Annotated in this window: 18 protein-coding genes; all 18 read left to right on the top strand. The window is 53.6% G+C overall.

Features of this window, described 5'->3' with window-relative positions; translation table 11 throughout:
• Positions 1-76 precede the first annotated feature (76 nt).
• The 18 genes from L0Y31_RS18200 (at position 77) to L0Y31_RS18115 (ending at position 16,451) form a co-directional block, all read left to right on the top strand.
• Entirely contained in the window at positions 77-1,174 is a 1,098-nt protein-coding gene (locus L0Y31_RS18200; RefSeq protein ID WP_234734512.1) for a hypothetical protein, read from the top strand.
• A gap of 149 nt (positions 1,175-1,323) precedes the next feature.
• Positions 1,324-2,241, top strand: coding sequence for a hypothetical protein (locus L0Y31_RS18195; RefSeq protein ID WP_234734511.1), 918 nt, complete (start codon positions 1,324-1,326; stop codon positions 2,239-2,241).
• Positions 2,242-2,249: 8 nt separating this feature from the next.
• A complete protein-coding gene (locus L0Y31_RS18190) occupies positions 2,250-2,738 on the top strand; it encodes a phage terminase small subunit P27 family (RefSeq protein WP_234734510.1) in 489 nt (162 codons plus the stop codon).
• 35 nt (positions 2,739-2,773) lie between these two features.
• Positions 2,774-4,543 (top strand): terminase large subunit, encoded by a 1,770-nt coding sequence (locus tag L0Y31_RS18185; RefSeq protein WP_234734509.1) that lies wholly within the window; start codon positions 2,774-2,776, stop codon positions 4,541-4,543.
• A gap of 20 nt (positions 4,544-4,563) precedes the next feature.
• Entirely contained in the window at positions 4,564-4,821 is a 258-nt protein-coding gene (locus L0Y31_RS18180; RefSeq protein WP_234734508.1) for a hypothetical protein, read from the top strand.
• Positions 4,822-4,909: 88 nt separating this feature from the next.
• Positions 4,910-6,190: a phage portal protein gene (locus L0Y31_RS18175; protein WP_234734507.1), complete on the top strand. Its 1,281-nt coding sequence runs from the start codon at positions 4,910-4,912 to the stop codon at positions 6,188-6,190.
• A 5-nt stretch (positions 6,191-6,195) separates the two neighbouring features.
• Positions 6,196-6,843, top strand: coding sequence for an HK97 family phage prohead protease (locus L0Y31_RS18170; RefSeq protein WP_234734506.1), 648 nt, complete (start codon positions 6,196-6,198; stop codon positions 6,841-6,843).
• Positions 6,840-8,138, top strand: a complete 1,299-nt coding sequence (locus L0Y31_RS18165) for a phage major capsid protein (RefSeq protein WP_234734505.1) — start codon at positions 6,840-6,842, stop codon at positions 8,136-8,138. The genes L0Y31_RS18170 and L0Y31_RS18165 overlap by 4 nt, the downstream gene beginning before the upstream one ends.
• 81 nt (positions 8,139-8,219) lie before the next feature.
• Positions 8,220-8,408, top strand: a complete 189-nt coding sequence (locus L0Y31_RS18160) for a hypothetical protein (RefSeq protein WP_234734504.1) — start codon at positions 8,220-8,222, stop codon at positions 8,406-8,408.
• A gap of 12 nt (positions 8,409-8,420) precedes the next feature.
• The gene (locus tag L0Y31_RS18155; RefSeq protein ID WP_234734503.1) at positions 8,421-8,978 is read left to right on the top strand and encodes a hypothetical protein; all 558 of its coding nucleotides are present in this window, start codon (positions 8,421-8,423) and stop codon (positions 8,976-8,978) included.
• Complete coding sequence (locus tag L0Y31_RS18150) at positions 8,975-9,319, top strand: head-tail adaptor protein (protein WP_234734502.1); 345 nt, start codon at positions 8,975-8,977, stop codon at positions 9,317-9,319. Before L0Y31_RS18155 ends, L0Y31_RS18150 begins: the two co-directional genes overlap by 4 nt.
• Complete coding sequence (locus L0Y31_RS18145) at positions 9,312-9,809, top strand: hypothetical protein (protein WP_234734501.1); 498 nt, start codon at positions 9,312-9,314, stop codon at positions 9,807-9,809. The genes L0Y31_RS18150 and L0Y31_RS18145 overlap by 8 nt, the downstream gene beginning before the upstream one ends.
• On the top strand, positions 9,806-10,207 hold the full coding sequence (gene gp17, locus L0Y31_RS18140) for a tail completion protein gp17 (protein ID WP_234734500.1): 402 nt from the start codon (positions 9,806-9,808) through the stop codon (positions 10,205-10,207). The genes L0Y31_RS18145 and gp17 overlap by 4 nt, the downstream gene beginning before the upstream one ends.
• A 4-nt stretch (positions 10,208-10,211) precedes the next feature.
• Positions 10,212-10,667, top strand: a complete 456-nt coding sequence (locus L0Y31_RS18135) for a phage tail protein (RefSeq protein ID WP_234734499.1) — start codon at positions 10,212-10,214, stop codon at positions 10,665-10,667.
• Between the two features lie 63 nt (positions 10,668-10,730).
• Complete coding sequence (locus tag L0Y31_RS18130) at positions 10,731-11,108, top strand: hypothetical protein (protein ID WP_234734498.1); 378 nt, start codon at positions 10,731-10,733, stop codon at positions 11,106-11,108.
• A gap of 17 nt (positions 11,109-11,125) precedes the next feature.
• Positions 11,126-11,458 carry a hypothetical protein gene (locus L0Y31_RS18125; protein WP_234734497.1) on the top strand — a complete coding sequence of 111 codons (333 nt, stop codon included), beginning with the start codon at positions 11,126-11,128 and terminating at the stop codon, positions 11,456-11,458.
• On the top strand, positions 11,455-14,160 hold the full coding sequence (locus tag L0Y31_RS18120; protein WP_234734496.1) for a tape measure protein: 2,706 nt from the start codon (positions 11,455-11,457) through the stop codon (positions 14,158-14,160). Before L0Y31_RS18125 ends, L0Y31_RS18120 begins: the two co-directional genes overlap by 4 nt.
• Entirely contained in the window at positions 14,160-16,451 is a 2,292-nt protein-coding gene (locus tag L0Y31_RS18115; protein ID WP_234734495.1) for a hypothetical protein, read from the top strand. Before L0Y31_RS18120 ends, L0Y31_RS18115 begins: the two co-directional genes overlap by 1 nt.

Raw genomic sequence — 16,451 nt, 5'->3', positions numbered from 1 at the left:
TGTCGCCGATTGGCATTTTCGTTGTAATCGGGGCTTTGGTGGAGAAGAGGTTTGGCGATAAAAAACTATTCTGACGATGAACTACGCAGCGGACATAAAACTATCGCTATACCGGGCTGGATTCACCAACGAGATTGGGAAAGATCTTTTTATCAAAAGAGGTGCCGTTGAATATCCGGTATCTGAACTACTGGAAAGAGGCTTTCGGGATCGGAAGTGTTCGAATATCTGGAATGTAACCAAAAAAGTCATCAAGGGGATACTGTATAGCAATCTCCTTACCGACTCGCCGCACAACGACCTTATCATCAAGATTGGGGACAAAGAACTGGCTTTAGCTGGTCTGTTGGCAGAGCAATTTGCCGCAATAGGCAAACGGGCCAAAGAGGCTTTGGGGGATGACTTTTCAGGTCACAGAGAAAACCCCGAGCATGTATTGCCGAAAGAATATCTCAAGGACTTGGGTCATGCTGGTGTCTTTAATCCACTGCAATCATATTTAGTTGGGAAAGCATACTGGAAAGACGGGGCGCCGGATAAAATCAAATACGACGTTGGCGATAAGGTTTGGGGTGTTAATAAAAAAGGAGTCTTCTTTCGCCGGGCCATTACTGAGATAATTGTCCATGATTTCAAATGCGAGTTTAAATACAACCGGGTAACGCTTTACCGAGTAACTGGAGATAATATTCTGTACATGAATCATCATCTACACCTTACCTATGCCGAGGCTGTAGCGGATAGAGAAACGACCTGGAAAGTAGAGCGGAAAAGAGAGGAGGACGCCGAGGCGGAGGCCCGGACAAAAGCAGCCGAACGATTTAATAAAGCTAAAGAAGGGCTTCGTAGGATCAATCAAGAGCGGTGGGAAAAGGAAGAGCGAGAGATGGCTGAGCTCAATAAAGACTATTCCTTTCTAGATGAACCAGAGTCTGCACTGGTTTTTCTATTTGGATTGAGTTTGTTTTTTCTGGCCTGTGTCTATGGTGCTAAGCGTCTACCAGAATACGGGAACGCCGCAATAGTTTTGGGTGTCATTGTTGGTTTAATTTTCGCAGGCCTGCTCTCGGCTTTCTTTTTCAAGATCAGATGGAGGCCTAATCCAAAGACGAATATAAAGCTGCCATATATCCCACCTCATCCAGCCTCAGATGCCGATGAGTCGAGCAAATGAATAGTTGCACATGCAAGTGTTGCGACCAAGGGGGGGGGTAGGGTAAATCCCTAAATCGGGCCGTTCTCCCGACCGATGTCTCCTAGAGAAAAACCGCGTGTCAAAACTCAGGGGAAAAATTTAGCCATCTTTAGCGGATTTATGTCGTTATGAGTCAGAAAGTTAGTTTTGCCGGGAATAGTGAAAAAAATGATGATTTTGGCCCTTTTTTGGGCCATTTTTCGCCATTAGACGACGAGTTTCCGAAAAATACGGTCGTGCGTCACAAGTACAGTACCGAGCTTCCTGACGCCATTGCGCGGATGAGCGTGGGCAACGAAATGCGCTACATCGAGCCGCCGCTGGTACCCGAGATGCCCGAGCGCTGCATCACCTATGATAACGCGCGTGAACTGGTCGACGCCATCCAGATTACGCCCGGCAGCGTGCACTACGGCTACGTGAGCGGATCGTTCATTTTCGGCGACTTTATCGAAGCCTTGATGGTGCAAAACAACTTCCATACCGAGCGAATGCTACTGGCCACGCTATCGCTCAGCGAGGAAAACGTCGATAGCCTGGCTAACCTGCTGGACGGCGGTTTTGTGGATAATCTGGATTTGCTGATCTCTCACTTTCAGTATGCCCACAAACAACACACGCTGGTACCTTACATCTACAAGCAGCTGGATAAAGATAACCGGTTTCAACTGGCCGTGGCGCGAGAACACCTCAAGCTCTGCGTATTCAAAACCGATTGCGGCAAACACATCGGCATTCGCGGCTCGGCCAACCTGAGCTCAGCCGACTGCATTGAGTTTCTGTTCATTCATGACAACAAGGCACTCTACGACTACGACCTCGAAAAGTGCGGATTCATTTTCGATCATTTTTTCACCATTAACAAACCCGTTGGGGGGGAAAGCACTATGGCAAAAAGTAACGGCAGCGCCACCGGAAACGGCAAAGGAAAAGGCGGCGCCAAAAACCAAAAAGGCAGCGGATCGGGCAACAAAGCCAAAAAAAGAAGCCCGAAACTAAAAATCTTCAAGCCCTCGCCCGGCTTTGACATACCAACCCCCTTTTAAACTAACCCATGCCTGGAGGACGTCCCCGAAAACCCGTTGAGGTCAAAATACTGGAAGGCACCCACCGCAAAGACCGGGAGGTGGCCAGTCCCGCGCAGCCAACCTTACTCATTGAGATGCCCGAGCCGCCTTGCCCGCTGGGCCGGTTTGCTTTGGGTATCTGGGTGAGCCGGTGCACCTGGCTCATGGACATGAACCTGCTGGGCACCACCGACCGGGAGGCGCTGGCGCAGTACTGCATTGAGATGGCCAATTACTTCAAGTACAACCGGTTTCTGGAAAAGGATGGGGAGTTCAAAGAGATTCAGGATGAGGAGGGGAATTTCATCAAGTATGTCACCCATCCCTACGTGGCCATGCGGGACGCGGCCTTTAGCAAGGCCAACCAGCTATCGACCAAGTTTGGGTTTACGCCCGGCGACCGCAGCAAGATCTCAGCGGGTGTGCCCAAAAAGCAGGAATCCAAGCTGGAAAAACTAATGAAAAGGGGCCGGTAATCTAATCCCAAGCCCTAAAATACCCAACCGCGACCATGGCTAAACCACCGAAGAACTATAACCTAACCGTCTGGCAATACGAGGAAGACATCCTGTCGGGGAAAATCGTGTCCGGAAAGCTACTCAAGTGCGCCATCAAACGGCACCGGAAAGATTTGCGGGACGGCAAAAGCCGGGGACTTTACTTTGACACCGAAGTCGGACAGGCGGTTTTGGATTTCGGGGAGCTGGTTAACCTGGCACCCGACACGCCGATCGAGTTGTTTGCTTTCCAGCAGTGGGAGCTCTACGTTTTTTACGGCTGGCAGCGGGTAGACGGTACGCGCCGGTTTCGAAAGAAGTACAAGAGTTGCGCCCGGGGTAACGGAAAGACGCCCATGGAGGCCATGCAGATCCTTTACCACCTGACCGTGGACGGTCCCCACAAAGCCGAGGCCTACGTATCGGCCAACAAGGAACTTCAGGCCAAAATCTGTTTTGACGACGTCAAGGCCATGCTCAATAACTCGCCCGATCTTCAGGAGGTGATGTCAACCAGTGCCGAGCAGATTTATTGCCGGGAGCGGGAGGCCAAATTTCGGTTTCTGACTTCCAACCCCACCACCGCCGACGGGAGCCGCCCAACCTACGCCGTACTGGATGAGTACCACGAGTTTGAAAACGACAAGATGCGGGAGGTACTAGCCTCGGGTCTGATCAAAAAGCGCAACTCGGTCGAGGCCATCATTACCACCCGGGGCTTTCACAAAGATTGGCCGTGCGCGGTCTACGAGAAGCGGGTCGCCATCCCTACGCTGGAGGGGTCGCTGGTGAACGATGATTTGTTTGTCGTGATTTATTCGCAGGACAGCGAGGATGAATTCGACAAACCCGAGACCTGGCAGAAATCCAATCCGATGCTCTGCAAAGGGGGCGTGCTGGATTTGGCGACGCTGATCCGGGAGCGGGATGACAAAATCCGCAACGGACAAGAATCCATTGTGGCCTTCAAAACCAAAAACCTCAACTGGTGGTGCGACGCGCCAACGAATTTTATTCCCGACGATATCTGGGTGAAGTCCGGTTCCCGCTGGCCCGAGGGAGACTTGCGCGGCCGGGAGTGCTGGGGTGGTCTGGATATGGGTGCTACCAACGACTTTTGCGCCCTGGGGCTGTTTTTTCCGCCCGATGACTGGGCCATGCACGACGAACTGCCCGAGGATGCCGATAAGCTGCTCTACGTGCGTAACCCCATCCGGGTACCGGGCAAGTACAAGATGCTGTGGCGGTTCTGGATTCCCGAGCACAAGTTTCAGAACCGGATCGACAACGGCATGCACGCCCTTCGGGACTGGAAAGAGGCGGGCTATATCCGTTTTCTGGAAGGCAATGTGATTGATCCCCGAGAAATTGAGAAGGACATCAAGGCGCTCAGCGACCGGTTCAACATCAAGGCGCTGGCCTATGACCGCTACAACGCCACCTCGACGGCCATTTCCTTGCAGGAATACGGCATACCGGTCTACGAGTTTCCCCAGACGATGAGTCAGTTTGCTGAGCCCACCAAAGCCTTCCGGGATTTAGTGCTGCAAAAGCGATTGGACCACGGCCAAAACCCCATTGCTCAGTGGATGATGCGCAATGCCGTGCCGATCACGGATACCAATGGCAACATCAAGATTACTAAAGATCCCAAGCGATCGGGCGAAAAGGTGGACGGCATTGTGGCGGCGATTATGGCAGGGGCGGCCTGGATGTGGGATCGTACCGAAACAGCCCGATCCCGCTACGAAGACGAGGATGCCGAAATTTTCTTTCTGGACTAACTGACCTAACTACCTACCCTATGAACCAAACTATATCTACCCAAGCCGTAACGATGATGAATAATGTAATAAATGATGGAATGCCTTTTCAGGCGAAGATGGTAACCGAGCAGTTTATCCTAATGATCGGCTGGCTAGCCAAAGGCCGGGCAGACCTGACTCTGGAAGATCGGTACAATTTGGCGGAGTCAGTCCACCAGGGAGCCTATAACTGCCGCCGGTATGCCGATTTCAAGACCTTTGAAACGATTTATTACCGCACCTTCCGCAAAAACTAAACATTGTTAAGCAAAACAGTTTCCTAGCCTGCTGAACTTCACTGCCCTAATACAGCGCGTACGCGTACCCACCGTTTAAGGCGACCATGTGAATATCTGGCAGCGAGCAACTTCTTTTTGGTCTAACCGCTCCGAGAGTCGGTCTACATCCGGCAGCTATTCGCTGACGGATAGTCGGCTTTTGGAGCAACTCCACCTCAATAGCGGTTCCGTCCATGTTTCCGTTGAAACGTCTTTGTCGCTGGCGACGGTGTACCGCTGTGTTGACTTGCTTTCGTCGTCCGTAGCTTCTCTACCCTGGGAGCTTTTTCAGGTAGGAGCTAACGGCCGCAGCAAAGCCGTCAATCACCCCGTTTACCGGCTCTTAAAAACCCGTCCGCACCGTTTATACACCTCGTTTCAGTTTCGCAAGACGCTGGTTAGTCACGCCCTTCTTTGGGGCAATGGCTACGCGCTCATCAAGCGGAATGGCATCAACCGGCCGGTGAGTCTGGAGATTTTCCACCCCCGGGAGGTAACGGTGCTGGAATCCAAGCGGATCGACGGGGAGAAGTACGTTTTCTACCGCTTCAACGGCATCGACCGGGATGTGCCCGCCGATGACGTGCTGCACCTGAAACTCTTCGCTCTCGATGGCATCATCGGCAAGTCCGTCATTCGCCAGGCCGCCGAAGGAAGCTTTAAAACCGCCCTGCAATCTACCCGCTTTATCAATTCGCTGCTGGAAAACGGCGGGCGTCCGGCGGGCATTATCAAGGTAGTCAAAGCCCTGACCGATCCGGCTTTAAAACGCCTGAAAGGGAACTGGTTTTCCGATCACGGCGGCACTGAAAAGGCGGGGAAAGTGGCCATTCTGGACGAGGGCATGGATTACCAGGCCATTAGCGTCAATCCGGTCGATGCCCAGCTGCTGGAGATGATGAAGCTCAGCCGCGAAGACATCTGCGCCCTGTTTGGCGTTCCGCAACACCTGGCTAACATCCTTGACAAAGCCACTTTCTCCAACATCGAGCACCAGGATTTAGAGTACATCAAGTACTTCCTCATGCCGCACCTGATCAACCTCGAACAGGAGACCGATTACAAGCTGCTGCGGGAAGAGGAGCAGGGAAGCTACTACAGCAAATTCAATCTGAACGCCCTTTTGCGGGGTGATCTCAATAGCCGCAAAGAGTTTTACCGGGCCATGGTCAACGCGGGCATTATGACCCGCAACGAAGTCCGGGAACTCGAAGACCTAAATCCCGTCCAGGACGGCGATCGCCTGCTGGTGCAATCCGGCATGGTCTATGCCGACCGGCTGGATGATTTTATCGACAGTAAACAGAGTAAAAAACTAGGGGATCCACCGCCCGCCGTAGCTGCTTAACGAACATGGAAGAAAAGGAATTGCGGGTTTTCGAACTCGGCAAACTGACGATCGAAAAACGCGCCGTGAAACGCGATGACGGCTCCGAGGAGGAAGTTGATGTCATTGTGGGTCTGGCCGTGGTGTTTAACCAGCTCAGCCAGAACCTGGGTTGGTTCCGGGAACAGATCGCCCCGGAAGCCTTCGACGACTGCGATATGAGCGACGTGGTGTGCCTCAAAAACCACGACAGCAATTTGCCTCTGGGTCGGACTCAGGCCAAATCGCTGGAACTGGAGATCCGCACCGATGGGCTCTATTTTGTGGCCTATCCGCCCAATACCCAGAACGCCAAAGACACCATCGAGGAAATCCGCAGCGGCAACATTCGCGGCTGCTCGTTCCAGTTTCAGGTGGCGCCCGGCGGTTCGGACTGGAATCAGGATCCCGAAACGGGCGGCGAAATCCGCACGGTCAAAAAGATCTACAAGCTCTACGACGTAGGGCCAGTGACGTTCCCGGCCTACCTGCAAACCACGACTGACGTGGCCAAGCGCTCGTTCGATGCCCACGTATCGGAACGCAGCAAACTACAGGACCGCCCGGCCGTTGCGCCGCTGTCAATTTACCAACGCAAACTTAAACTTCTTACTATAAACCACCGTACGCAATGAAAACGGCTAAACAACTCCGCGATGCGCGCGGAAAAAAATTAGAAGAATTAAACGCTTTGACCACCAAGGCGCAGGGAGAATCCCGCGACTTTACGCCGGATGAAGCCACCCAGTTCGATGCGCTGGAAGCTGAGCTTCTGGATTATGACAACCAAATTCGCCGGGCCGAAGCTGCCGAAAAACGCGCCGCCGAATCGGCCGCTCCGGTCAACACCGGCACGCAGGGCAACCGCGATATTTCCGATAAGGACAAGCGGGACTTAGGCCAGGTGAGTATTGTTCGGGGCTTGCGACTAATGGCCGCCGGATCCAAACTCGATGGCGTAGAGGCCGAGGTGCACAGTATCGCTGAGCGGGATGCTCAACGTAATGGTATTCAACTCGAAGGCTTTGGCGTACCGGCTTTCCTAAGCGAACAACGGGGTCAGACAGCGACGGGTCAGACCACAGCCGCTGGCGACCAGGGCGGGGTAACCGTGCCGACCGTTTTAAACGGCATGATCGACGCGCTTTGGGCCCGGACATTCTTAAACAACGTTGGCGCTACGCGTCTGGCGGGTTTGCAAGGCAACCAGGATTTTCTGGTACAGGATACGGTACCGGTCATCTCGGAACTAACGGAGATCGAAGAGATCGTCGAAGGCGAGATGAAGTTCTCCAAGTTCTCCATGCAGCCTAGCCGCCGGGGCGCTTCAATCCCCTACAGCAAGCAACTTCTGCAACAGTCCTCATTAGACGTCGAGCGGCTGATTCTGGACAACATGAACAAGGCGCTCGGATTCAAACTGAATGCCGAAGCGGCTTTGGCGGTATTGGCAGCCATCACCTCGGGCAATGGTAACCTGTTGGCCTTATCGGCTAACGGAGCGGCGCCATCTTATGAAAACATTGTGGCACTGGAGAGTTTGATTGACAGCTTCGAGACCAACGATAACCTGCGGTACCTGACTAACACCAAGGTGAAGGGTAAACTGAAGGTGACTCAGAAATTCGCCAATACCAACGGCGAGCCGGTGTGGGAAAAAGGCGACACACTGAACGGCTATCCGGCTGTTGTTAGCAACATTATCCCGTCCAACCTGACTAAGGGGACGTCTTCCAGCGTGGCCTCGGCCATTGTGGCGGGCGACTTCTCGATGCTCTACGTGGGTATCTGGGGTGGGGCCGACTTTGTGGTGGATCCATTGACCCGCGCCAAAAAAGGCGAGGTGCTGGTGACTTGCAACATGTTCTGGAAAAACACCGTGGCCCGCGCCAAATCGTTCGCCGGTATCAAAGACGCTCTGACGGCTTAATCCGCAGAACTGTCCCGTTAAGAAACTCCCATCGCCTGCCCGGCAGCAACCTTGCCGGGCAGGCTAATCCACAAAACCCCCATGGCAGAGGCCGCTAAAAAAACCGAAAAGAAAGGTGAGGAAACCACTACGGTTCGATTCCTCAAATACCACCCGCGCTTTGCCCACGACGTGGGCGACGTGACGACGCTCTTAAAAAAGGATGCCGATGAACTGCTCGAATCCGAACACGTAATCGAGCATTCGGAGAAAGAAGACAAAACCGCCTAATCCGCTTTTTCGATGTACCCCGTATCCTCCCTTACCCCGCTGACTACCGAGCTTGCCGATGATGTCCTGTCGAAAGACCGGGTCATGGGCTGGCTGCGTATTAGTGGCGAGGCGGAGGTAAAGGACATCGAGGATCTGATTCTCGGCGCGATGCAGTGGGCCGAAAAGTATTGCAACCAGCCGCTTTTTGCGAGAGCTGCAACGGCCCGGCTGGATCGGTTTGAGGGTGGCGAGTTCAACGGCTTTTATGTGGCCTCGGTGGACAAGGTCGAATTTCGGCTTACCGGCCAGACAGCCCTCCATACGCTGGACGCTACGGAGTACGAAGCGGAAATCCTTCCTGAAGCCGCGTTTTTGAGGTTTTTTCAGGCTACTGCCGCTCGCACCGACATCGACCGGGTGATCATTCACTACACGGCTGGCCTCACGCCGCCGCCCCAGAGCATTCTGTATGCCCTTCGGCTGTGGATCGCCTACATGTACGACAACCGGGCGGACTCCAAAAAGGCCGCGCCAAGTGCCGCCGAAGTTCTGCTTGATCATTACCGTAAACCGTCTACCAGCTTATGAAAAATCTGCAAGCCGGAGATTTGGACCGGGTAATTCACCTGATAAAGCCTACGCCCAAGGAAAGCCGCTTCGGTGGACCGGGTACAGAGGTGGAATACCTGCCCGAAAATGGAGTAAAGGTCTGGGCTAATCGCAAGGACGAAATAGCGGGAGCCTCGGAAGAAGTGGAAGGAAAACGCGTAACGGCGGTTTCTCTGGTCAGTTTTTCGATACGCTACCGGTCGGATATCAATCCCACCTGGCGCATTGTGGAAGAAGGAGGCCAGGTGTATAACATCGTGCACGTAGCGGAACAGGGGCGCAGGCAATGGTTAGTCATCAAAGCAAAGCACCATGATTAACTACCGGGCTGACTTTACGGAACTCAATAACCTGGCTATTTCTTTCTACCGGGGCGCTCAGAACCTGTTTCCCAGGGGAGTGACAAATGGAGCCATGCGGGAAGCCGCTAAACCCATGCTCCGAGGGGCCATTCAGGAAGCGCCTGTTAGTGGAGGTGGTAGGCAGCGGATTTCACTCCGTCACCGGGGCCGAAATGCCAATGAGTACCGCCGGGGCGGAGCAACGCGCCGGGATTTGCGCACCAAAACGGTGAGTCCCTCGGGTGATGAAGCCTCCCGGATTATTGTGGGGGTTTCGTCTAAATCGGGGCACGTCGGTTGGCGGACTCACTTTCGGACTCGGCCTAATAAGCAGAACCGAACCATGGACAATTTCCTGCAACGAGCCTACGACCAGACCATCGGCCAGGTTGTGGCCTCGGTTAGTCGCTTTTTCGTGGCTCGGTCACAGGCTTATCTAAACGGACAAAATTACCGCAGCAGACGATGATTGGAGAGCCATTATTCGCAATTCTGCTGGCCAATGAAAAGGCAAGTAATCTATTTGACAACCGGATTTACGCCACTGTTTTACCACAAACGACTGCTTATCCGGCGGCTGTTTACCGCGATGAAGATGTGAAACCGCTTTCAGTTCGCGACAACCGAAGCTCCTTTTCGGGAACGCTGCAAATCGAAGTAGCTTCCCCTAGTTTCGACCAGGTGCAGGATGGTTTAGCAGTCATTCGCCAGGCGCTGGATAACTACACCGGGCGTATTAATGGGTTTGGCTTGCGGTTCGGATACGGATCAACGTTGGAAGCGGGGTTTGACGATACGACAAAAGAGCATTTTCAGGCCCTGGCCTATCAGGTTCACGGGCAAAAATTTACCACTGTAACCACTTAACACCATGGCAGCAGCAGCGCGCACATTGGAAGCCGTCATCGGTAAGGAGATCGTCCTGGCCGTTGATAAGGCCGGAAACGGCACCTTCATCCCCGTGGGATGTATGGACAAAGTAACCATGAAGACCGACAAGGGAATGCTGGAGTATTCCTGCCGGCAAAAAACAGGGCAGCGCCCCAGTGGCAAAGATGCCGTTACCTCGCTATCCATTTCCGGTATCACTCACTTTTACGGTGCCGACAATTCGGATGATTACGTTTCAGCGGCCGAAATCGAAGAGTGGTGCGCCAACGGTACCGTAAAATCGTGGCGTTGGGGCGGCATTTACGCGGGTGATCCTCAATGGACGGCCACCATGGCCTGCGGTTCGTTTACGCTCGACGCGCCGAACGACGAAAACTCGACTTATTCTGCCGAGCTATCCTCGCTGGAAAAACGGACTCGTTCGACAGTCGCGTAACCCCTTGGAGTACACCAACAGGTGTACTCCTTCCTCTTTTACCCACCTATATTTTACTTCACCATGAATACATTAGAATCTACTCGCGGCAAAATTACAGTTCAATTCGGCGGTCGTCAACGGACGTTCAAATTTGGCCTGCGGTCCAATATCATCCTGTCGGAACTGATAGACTTTAAAAAACTCAGCGAAGGAGACATCGAGACCAGCGCCAACTCACTGGCCGCGACCTTTCTGTCGGGGCTTATAGCCGCCGGGGAAGCCGAAAACGAGGTGACCAAAAAGACCCCATTCGAACAGGTTGAAGACTGGATTTTTGAGATGGGTGAAGAGTCGGCCGCTGATGTGTACGAGCTCGCTCAGCACGCTATGGGGTTTACCAGCCGACTGACCGAAATCGTAAAAGACCGGCACGCTCGAAAAAGCGGCGGGAAAAGCTAACCAACTGGAGCGAAGTATTGGATTTCTGCTACGGTGAACTGGCTCTAAGCCCTGCTGAGGTCTGGGAGTTAACCATTCCTGAATACAATAGAATGGCCGTGGGCTTTTTTAAGCGGCAGGAATACCAGTGGCTGCATACCCGGAGCCTGGAAGCAACCATACTGAACGCCTCCGCGAACCGGGACTTTTCCAAGCCGCCGGTAACGGGGCCGGAAATCAGGCCGCTCTCTTTTGATAAATACATCAAAAAGCCGCGTCCGAAGAAAAAAGAAAAGAAACTCAGTCGGGAAAACTACGCAGCGTTAATGCGCAAGCTCAATCCGCACCTGAATACCCCCGTAACACCATGATCGTAGGAGCAGCTAACATTCGATTAGGCGCGATTGTATCCGGTTTTATCAACGGATTCAACCAGGCCGGACAGGGCGTCAGAGCGTTTACCCGACAGGCCAATGCTGATTTAGCCACCTTCTACAGAGCCCAGGATAACCAAAGTCGCGTTTTTAATAAAGGCCTGGGCCGCATGGCCAGTGATATGCAGGGATTTGGCCGGGCGATTACTACCTACATTGCCGCACCACTCGCCATTGCAGGTGGGGTGATGTTCAACACCTACGCCGAAATCGACGGCATGCAGCGGGGTCTCAAAGTCTTCGCCGGTTCGGCGCAGGTGGCGGGCGCTCAGTTTAATCTCTTCCGGGAAGCGGCTAAACTCCCCGGCCTTGGGTTAGAAGAAGCGGTGCAGGGTGGTTTGCGACTGGAAGCCCTAGGCTATAACGCCACGACCGCCACCCGGTACATGAAGGAGTTTGGGAACGCCATTGCTCTGGGCGGAGGGGGTAAGGTGCAGTTTGATGCCGTCCTAACGCAGCTCACCCAGATGTCGGGAAAGTCCAAGGTATTGGCTGAGGACTTAAAACCCATTGTCAACGCTTCGCCCGCCATTGCTAAGGCCATTACCGATATGTTCGGCACAGTAGACTCCGAGCAGATCAGCGCTAAACTCCAAGCCGCTGGGAAAGGCCCCAAGGACTTTATCGACATGCTCGTTAACCAGCTCGGCAAGCTGGAACGGGTTTCGGGTGGCCCTAAGAATGCCATCGAAAACATTCAGGATTCACTTAAGGTAGCCTCTTTCGAGTTTGGCAAAGCCGCCGATCAAACCTTTGGACTAACCACAAAACTGGAAGGTTTAGGCGCTTCCATTGAAGGAGCTGCCACAGGCTTTGCCAGTATGTCGAGTCCAACCAAGGCCACTATTCTGGGTGTAACGGGTATGGTCGCCGCGCTAGGCCCCTTATCCCTTGGCATTGGTACGCTAATCAAAATGGCACCCCAGTTAAAAATGGGGCTGGATGCTTTGAAGTTGGGTTTTGTCACCCTGGTAAATCCCATCACGGTAACCATTGCTGCCCTAGCCGCCATTGGTGTAGCTGCCTACTCGCTTTATAATTTCAATAAAGAAATTCAGGTAACGGTCGATAAACAAAAGCTGCTGAGCGAAAGCACCGCGCAGGCAAAACAGCAAATCGCGGGCGAAACCGGATTGCTGGAAAGTCTTTTGAAAGTAGCCCGGGACGAAAAGGCGACCAAAGAGCAGCGTTTGAAAGCCATTCGGGAGTTGAACGCCATTAGTCCGAAATATTTGGGGGATCTGAATCTGGAAACGATCAACACCCAAAAGGCTACCCAGGCCCTTGCCCAATACACCCGCGTTTTAACACTGAAAGCCCAGGCGCAGGTCTTTGCCAACAAGCTAGCCGAGGCGGAAGCGAAAGTGGCCGAAGAATCCAATGTAAAAGCGGCTGAGCGGGTTGATTGGATGGACCGTCTCGGAGCTGGATTCAATAACATGTTCGTTGGCGGAAAGAAATTTAACGAAGAGTTCAACAAAGACCTGGCCGCAAAGGGCGCCGAGAAGCAGGCCGCCGCCCTCGGAGAAGCCCGCCAGACCGCCGACTTTTATAAAAAATCACTGGATGGGGTTGTGGCTTCGCTCGCCAAAATGGGTGAAACGGCCACCAATACCGCTATTGTGCCTGATTTTACCGGAAACACGGGCAAAAAAGCCAGCGGCCCCAAGTCCTGGAAAGAATACTCCCCGGCCGACATTGCTAAGAATGCCGTCAAGGATCTGGATAATGAAATCAAAAGTCTGGAACTAACAGGTAAAAGCTTTTCGACGCTTTACAACGAGCGGATTGAAAAACTCAAGGAATACAAAGGGGTTTGGATGGATTTGATGGGCATAACGTCCGGGAAAACAGCCCTGCCTGATGCGGACGCACTCAAGCCCAAAAAGGCGCCTTACCAGGCTAAGCTGGAAACGAACTTCAATGCGATCAAAGGCTGGAAGATGGACAACGCCTTTGATGCCATTAATCCCGGCATTCAAAAGCTGATTGACACCCAGGCTTTGCAAGCCCAGTTCGACCACTTTAAAGTCTTCATGGGCAAAGGCATGAAGGATATTGCTGATTTAGGTGAGCAGTACAAAGGCATTGCCGTTGGTTTTGGACAATCCATTCAGGATGCCAGCATCAGTATGGCCGAATCTCTTTCGGGTGGATTCGGGGAAATGATTGGCGGCTTGATTTCTGGCCAAAAAGGAGCCTTGCAACAGTTCGGAAAGCTGATGGTCGAATCCATTGCCGCCATGCTGGCCCAGATGGGAAAGGCGAAGATTGCCGCTGGTACCATGTTACTAGCCGCGTCCCTTTTTCCGCCAAATCCGGTTGGAATGGCGGCAGGTAAAAAGTCAATTGCGTCTGGCATTGCCCTCAATGTGGGGGCTGGGGCCATTCGGGCCATTGGTTCAGCCATCAATATTCCTAGGCTGGCCAAGGGTGGAATTGCGTACGGAAACAGCATCGTCAACGTGGCTGAGTATGCCGGAGCTAGCAATAATCCCGAGGTAATAGCGCCGCTGGATCGACTCAAAGACATCATTGGCGGGGGCGGCACAACAGTCGTCGAGGGCGAATTTGTGCTACGTGGTGACGATCTATACCGGGTAATTAAACGAATGGCCAAGAAAGAAGGAGACCGTTAATGGCTTACACCGATCGATATATCGCCTATTTTCAGCGGCACTACAACCAGCAGTTAGTCCGTATCCGACTGCAAAAGCAGGATTATGCCGGAGCCGTGGCTGAACTGGATTGCAATGGTGAATCCGCCCTGACGCTAAGCTATCAGGGCGACGAGCGGTTTACCCCGATCCGTACGCTGGTAGCTTCGGTGAGTCTGGTATCGGATCAGCAGTTTGAATTATCCGAGCTTTACTCCGACACCGAACGTACCTGGCGCTGCGTAATTCAGCGGGAAATCGGAGCCGACATCTGGGAGGATCTTTTTATCGGCTGGCTCGAACCCTGGGAAGCCCAGGAGCCCTACGCCCAAAAGCCGTACATCGTCAGCTTTTCGGCCGTCTGCGGCCTGGGTCAGCTCAAGCAATTGCCATTTGCGCAGTACCCGAGCGGCAAGGTGGACTGGGAGGTGCGGCAGGTGTTTGCGATTATTTCGCGGGCACTCGCCTGGTCGGGGCATTCATTGGCCATTTACTATAGCTCGAACTACATCGAAAAAAATCAGCTTGATCCGGCGGGCGGGGCCAATGCCACGCAGTTAGCCGGTCAGTTTGGCATTCTGTCCCTGCGCCAACACACCCGACTTTTCCAGAACGAAGACGGCAGCCCTAAAACCTGCTACGACGTACTGGAGACCTACATGGCGGGTCAGTTCACCATTTGCCAGGAAGGCGGCAAGTGGAAAATCTATCAGTGGGCCAAAGCCTACGGGGAAGGCACGGCCAACCTGCAAAAGTGGGTCGTTTTTAATGACAATACCGGCACGAATGTTACTTATCTGACCCGCACGCCCCGGCTGACAATCAACTACGACGCCTCGGGCAAACCCATTGCGGGCGGCAACCTGGCGGTCGAGCGGTCAATCACCAAGTACAAATCCGTCTTTAACTACGGTCGGGACTGGAACGAGCTCATCAACGGTGACTTTTCGGCCTACAACGAAACGACCAAAACCTTTCCCGGCTGGCAGAACAACGGCTTTTTGCCCAACGAAGTAATCCGGGACGGACAGGGGACGGCCGATGATCCGTACCGCATGCGCATTGGTGGCCACGTCACGCAGCTCAGCCGCCGGTTCGTGGACCCAAAGTTCATGCAGCAAATCTATTCCCTGCCCACGCAGCCGGGCATCAAAAACGAGTTTCGCTTGCGGGGCAAGTTTAAGAATGTTAACACCGCCGGGGCGAAAATCTCGGTGGCCGTAGGGCAAAACGGCAGTGCTTCCTACTACCTCCAGAGTGACGGGAAGTGGACCCCCGTGGCCAGCATTCACGACAACGGCAAAAGCCAGTACCTGTGGTTTGATAATCAGGAAGAGGACAAGGCCATCAATGGTCCCAACACGCCGGAGAAAAACCTGAAATACCGTTCCAAAAACAGCAACGGAAGTTTTGAAGTGGCCATCCCTCCGGTGCCTTCCGGCACCACGACGTTTGGGCAGCTTCAGCTCATCGTGGGCCTCTACCGGGGCAAGACACTGGGGGGCTACGAATCCGCCTCGGTGCAGCACCCCTCACCCGACTACATCGATTTTGAGTTTGTCGAGCTGGTTACCTACATCTACGGCAACGGAGTGCGCACCGACATTGAGGAGGAAACCTACGAACTGGATTACCAGGTAAACAACGGTGCTTTTAAACGCAGCGCCGACGAACTCACCTTCAAAACCGGTGACTTGCCCGGCTTTAAAAAATACGGCCGTCTGCTCCGGCAGAATAACACGCCCGCTACGGGCTGGTACCACGAGGGCGCACCCGTTGTGGAGGGGGGCAGGCATTTGGCCCTGATGAACACCGAGGCGATGCTGTCCCAGACGGCAACCCAGAAACGAGTCTACGAAGGCAAAATCCTGGGGGAGCCGCTTCTTTTTGACGTGCTACACCTGGAAGAACTGGGCAAGTACATGCAGGCATTAGGCTACAAGTGGGACGTCATGCGGGGGGAAGTAGAGGTGCGGGCTATCGAGGTGGCCCCGCCGCTGTTAACGGGCTTTACCCGCAAGGCGACCATGACCACCGAGGACGGCAACGTGATTCCCTTTCCGGCCGGCACGAGTCCCGACCTGCCCGCCGGGCACAAACTGGATTACCTCAAAAATCAGGTGAAAGGGCTAGCGGGCTTTATCAAAGGCTCGGGCATGGCCGTACCGGGGAAGGTAACGGGCGGTACGAGTGGCGTGATTGTTTCGGGCGGGCTCATTTTCGAGTTCAAAAGCAACATCAATGAAATTTTAAAGAGACTAAAAGGTAGATAG

This window comes from Tellurirhabdus bombi, assembly GCF_021484805.1.
GTDB classification, from domain to species: domain Bacteria; phylum Bacteroidota; class Bacteroidia; order Cytophagales; family Spirosomataceae; genus Tellurirhabdus; species Tellurirhabdus bombi.
The sequence above is the reverse complement of the archived record's forward strand: the minus strand, read 5'-3'. Positions and strand labels throughout refer to the sequence as shown.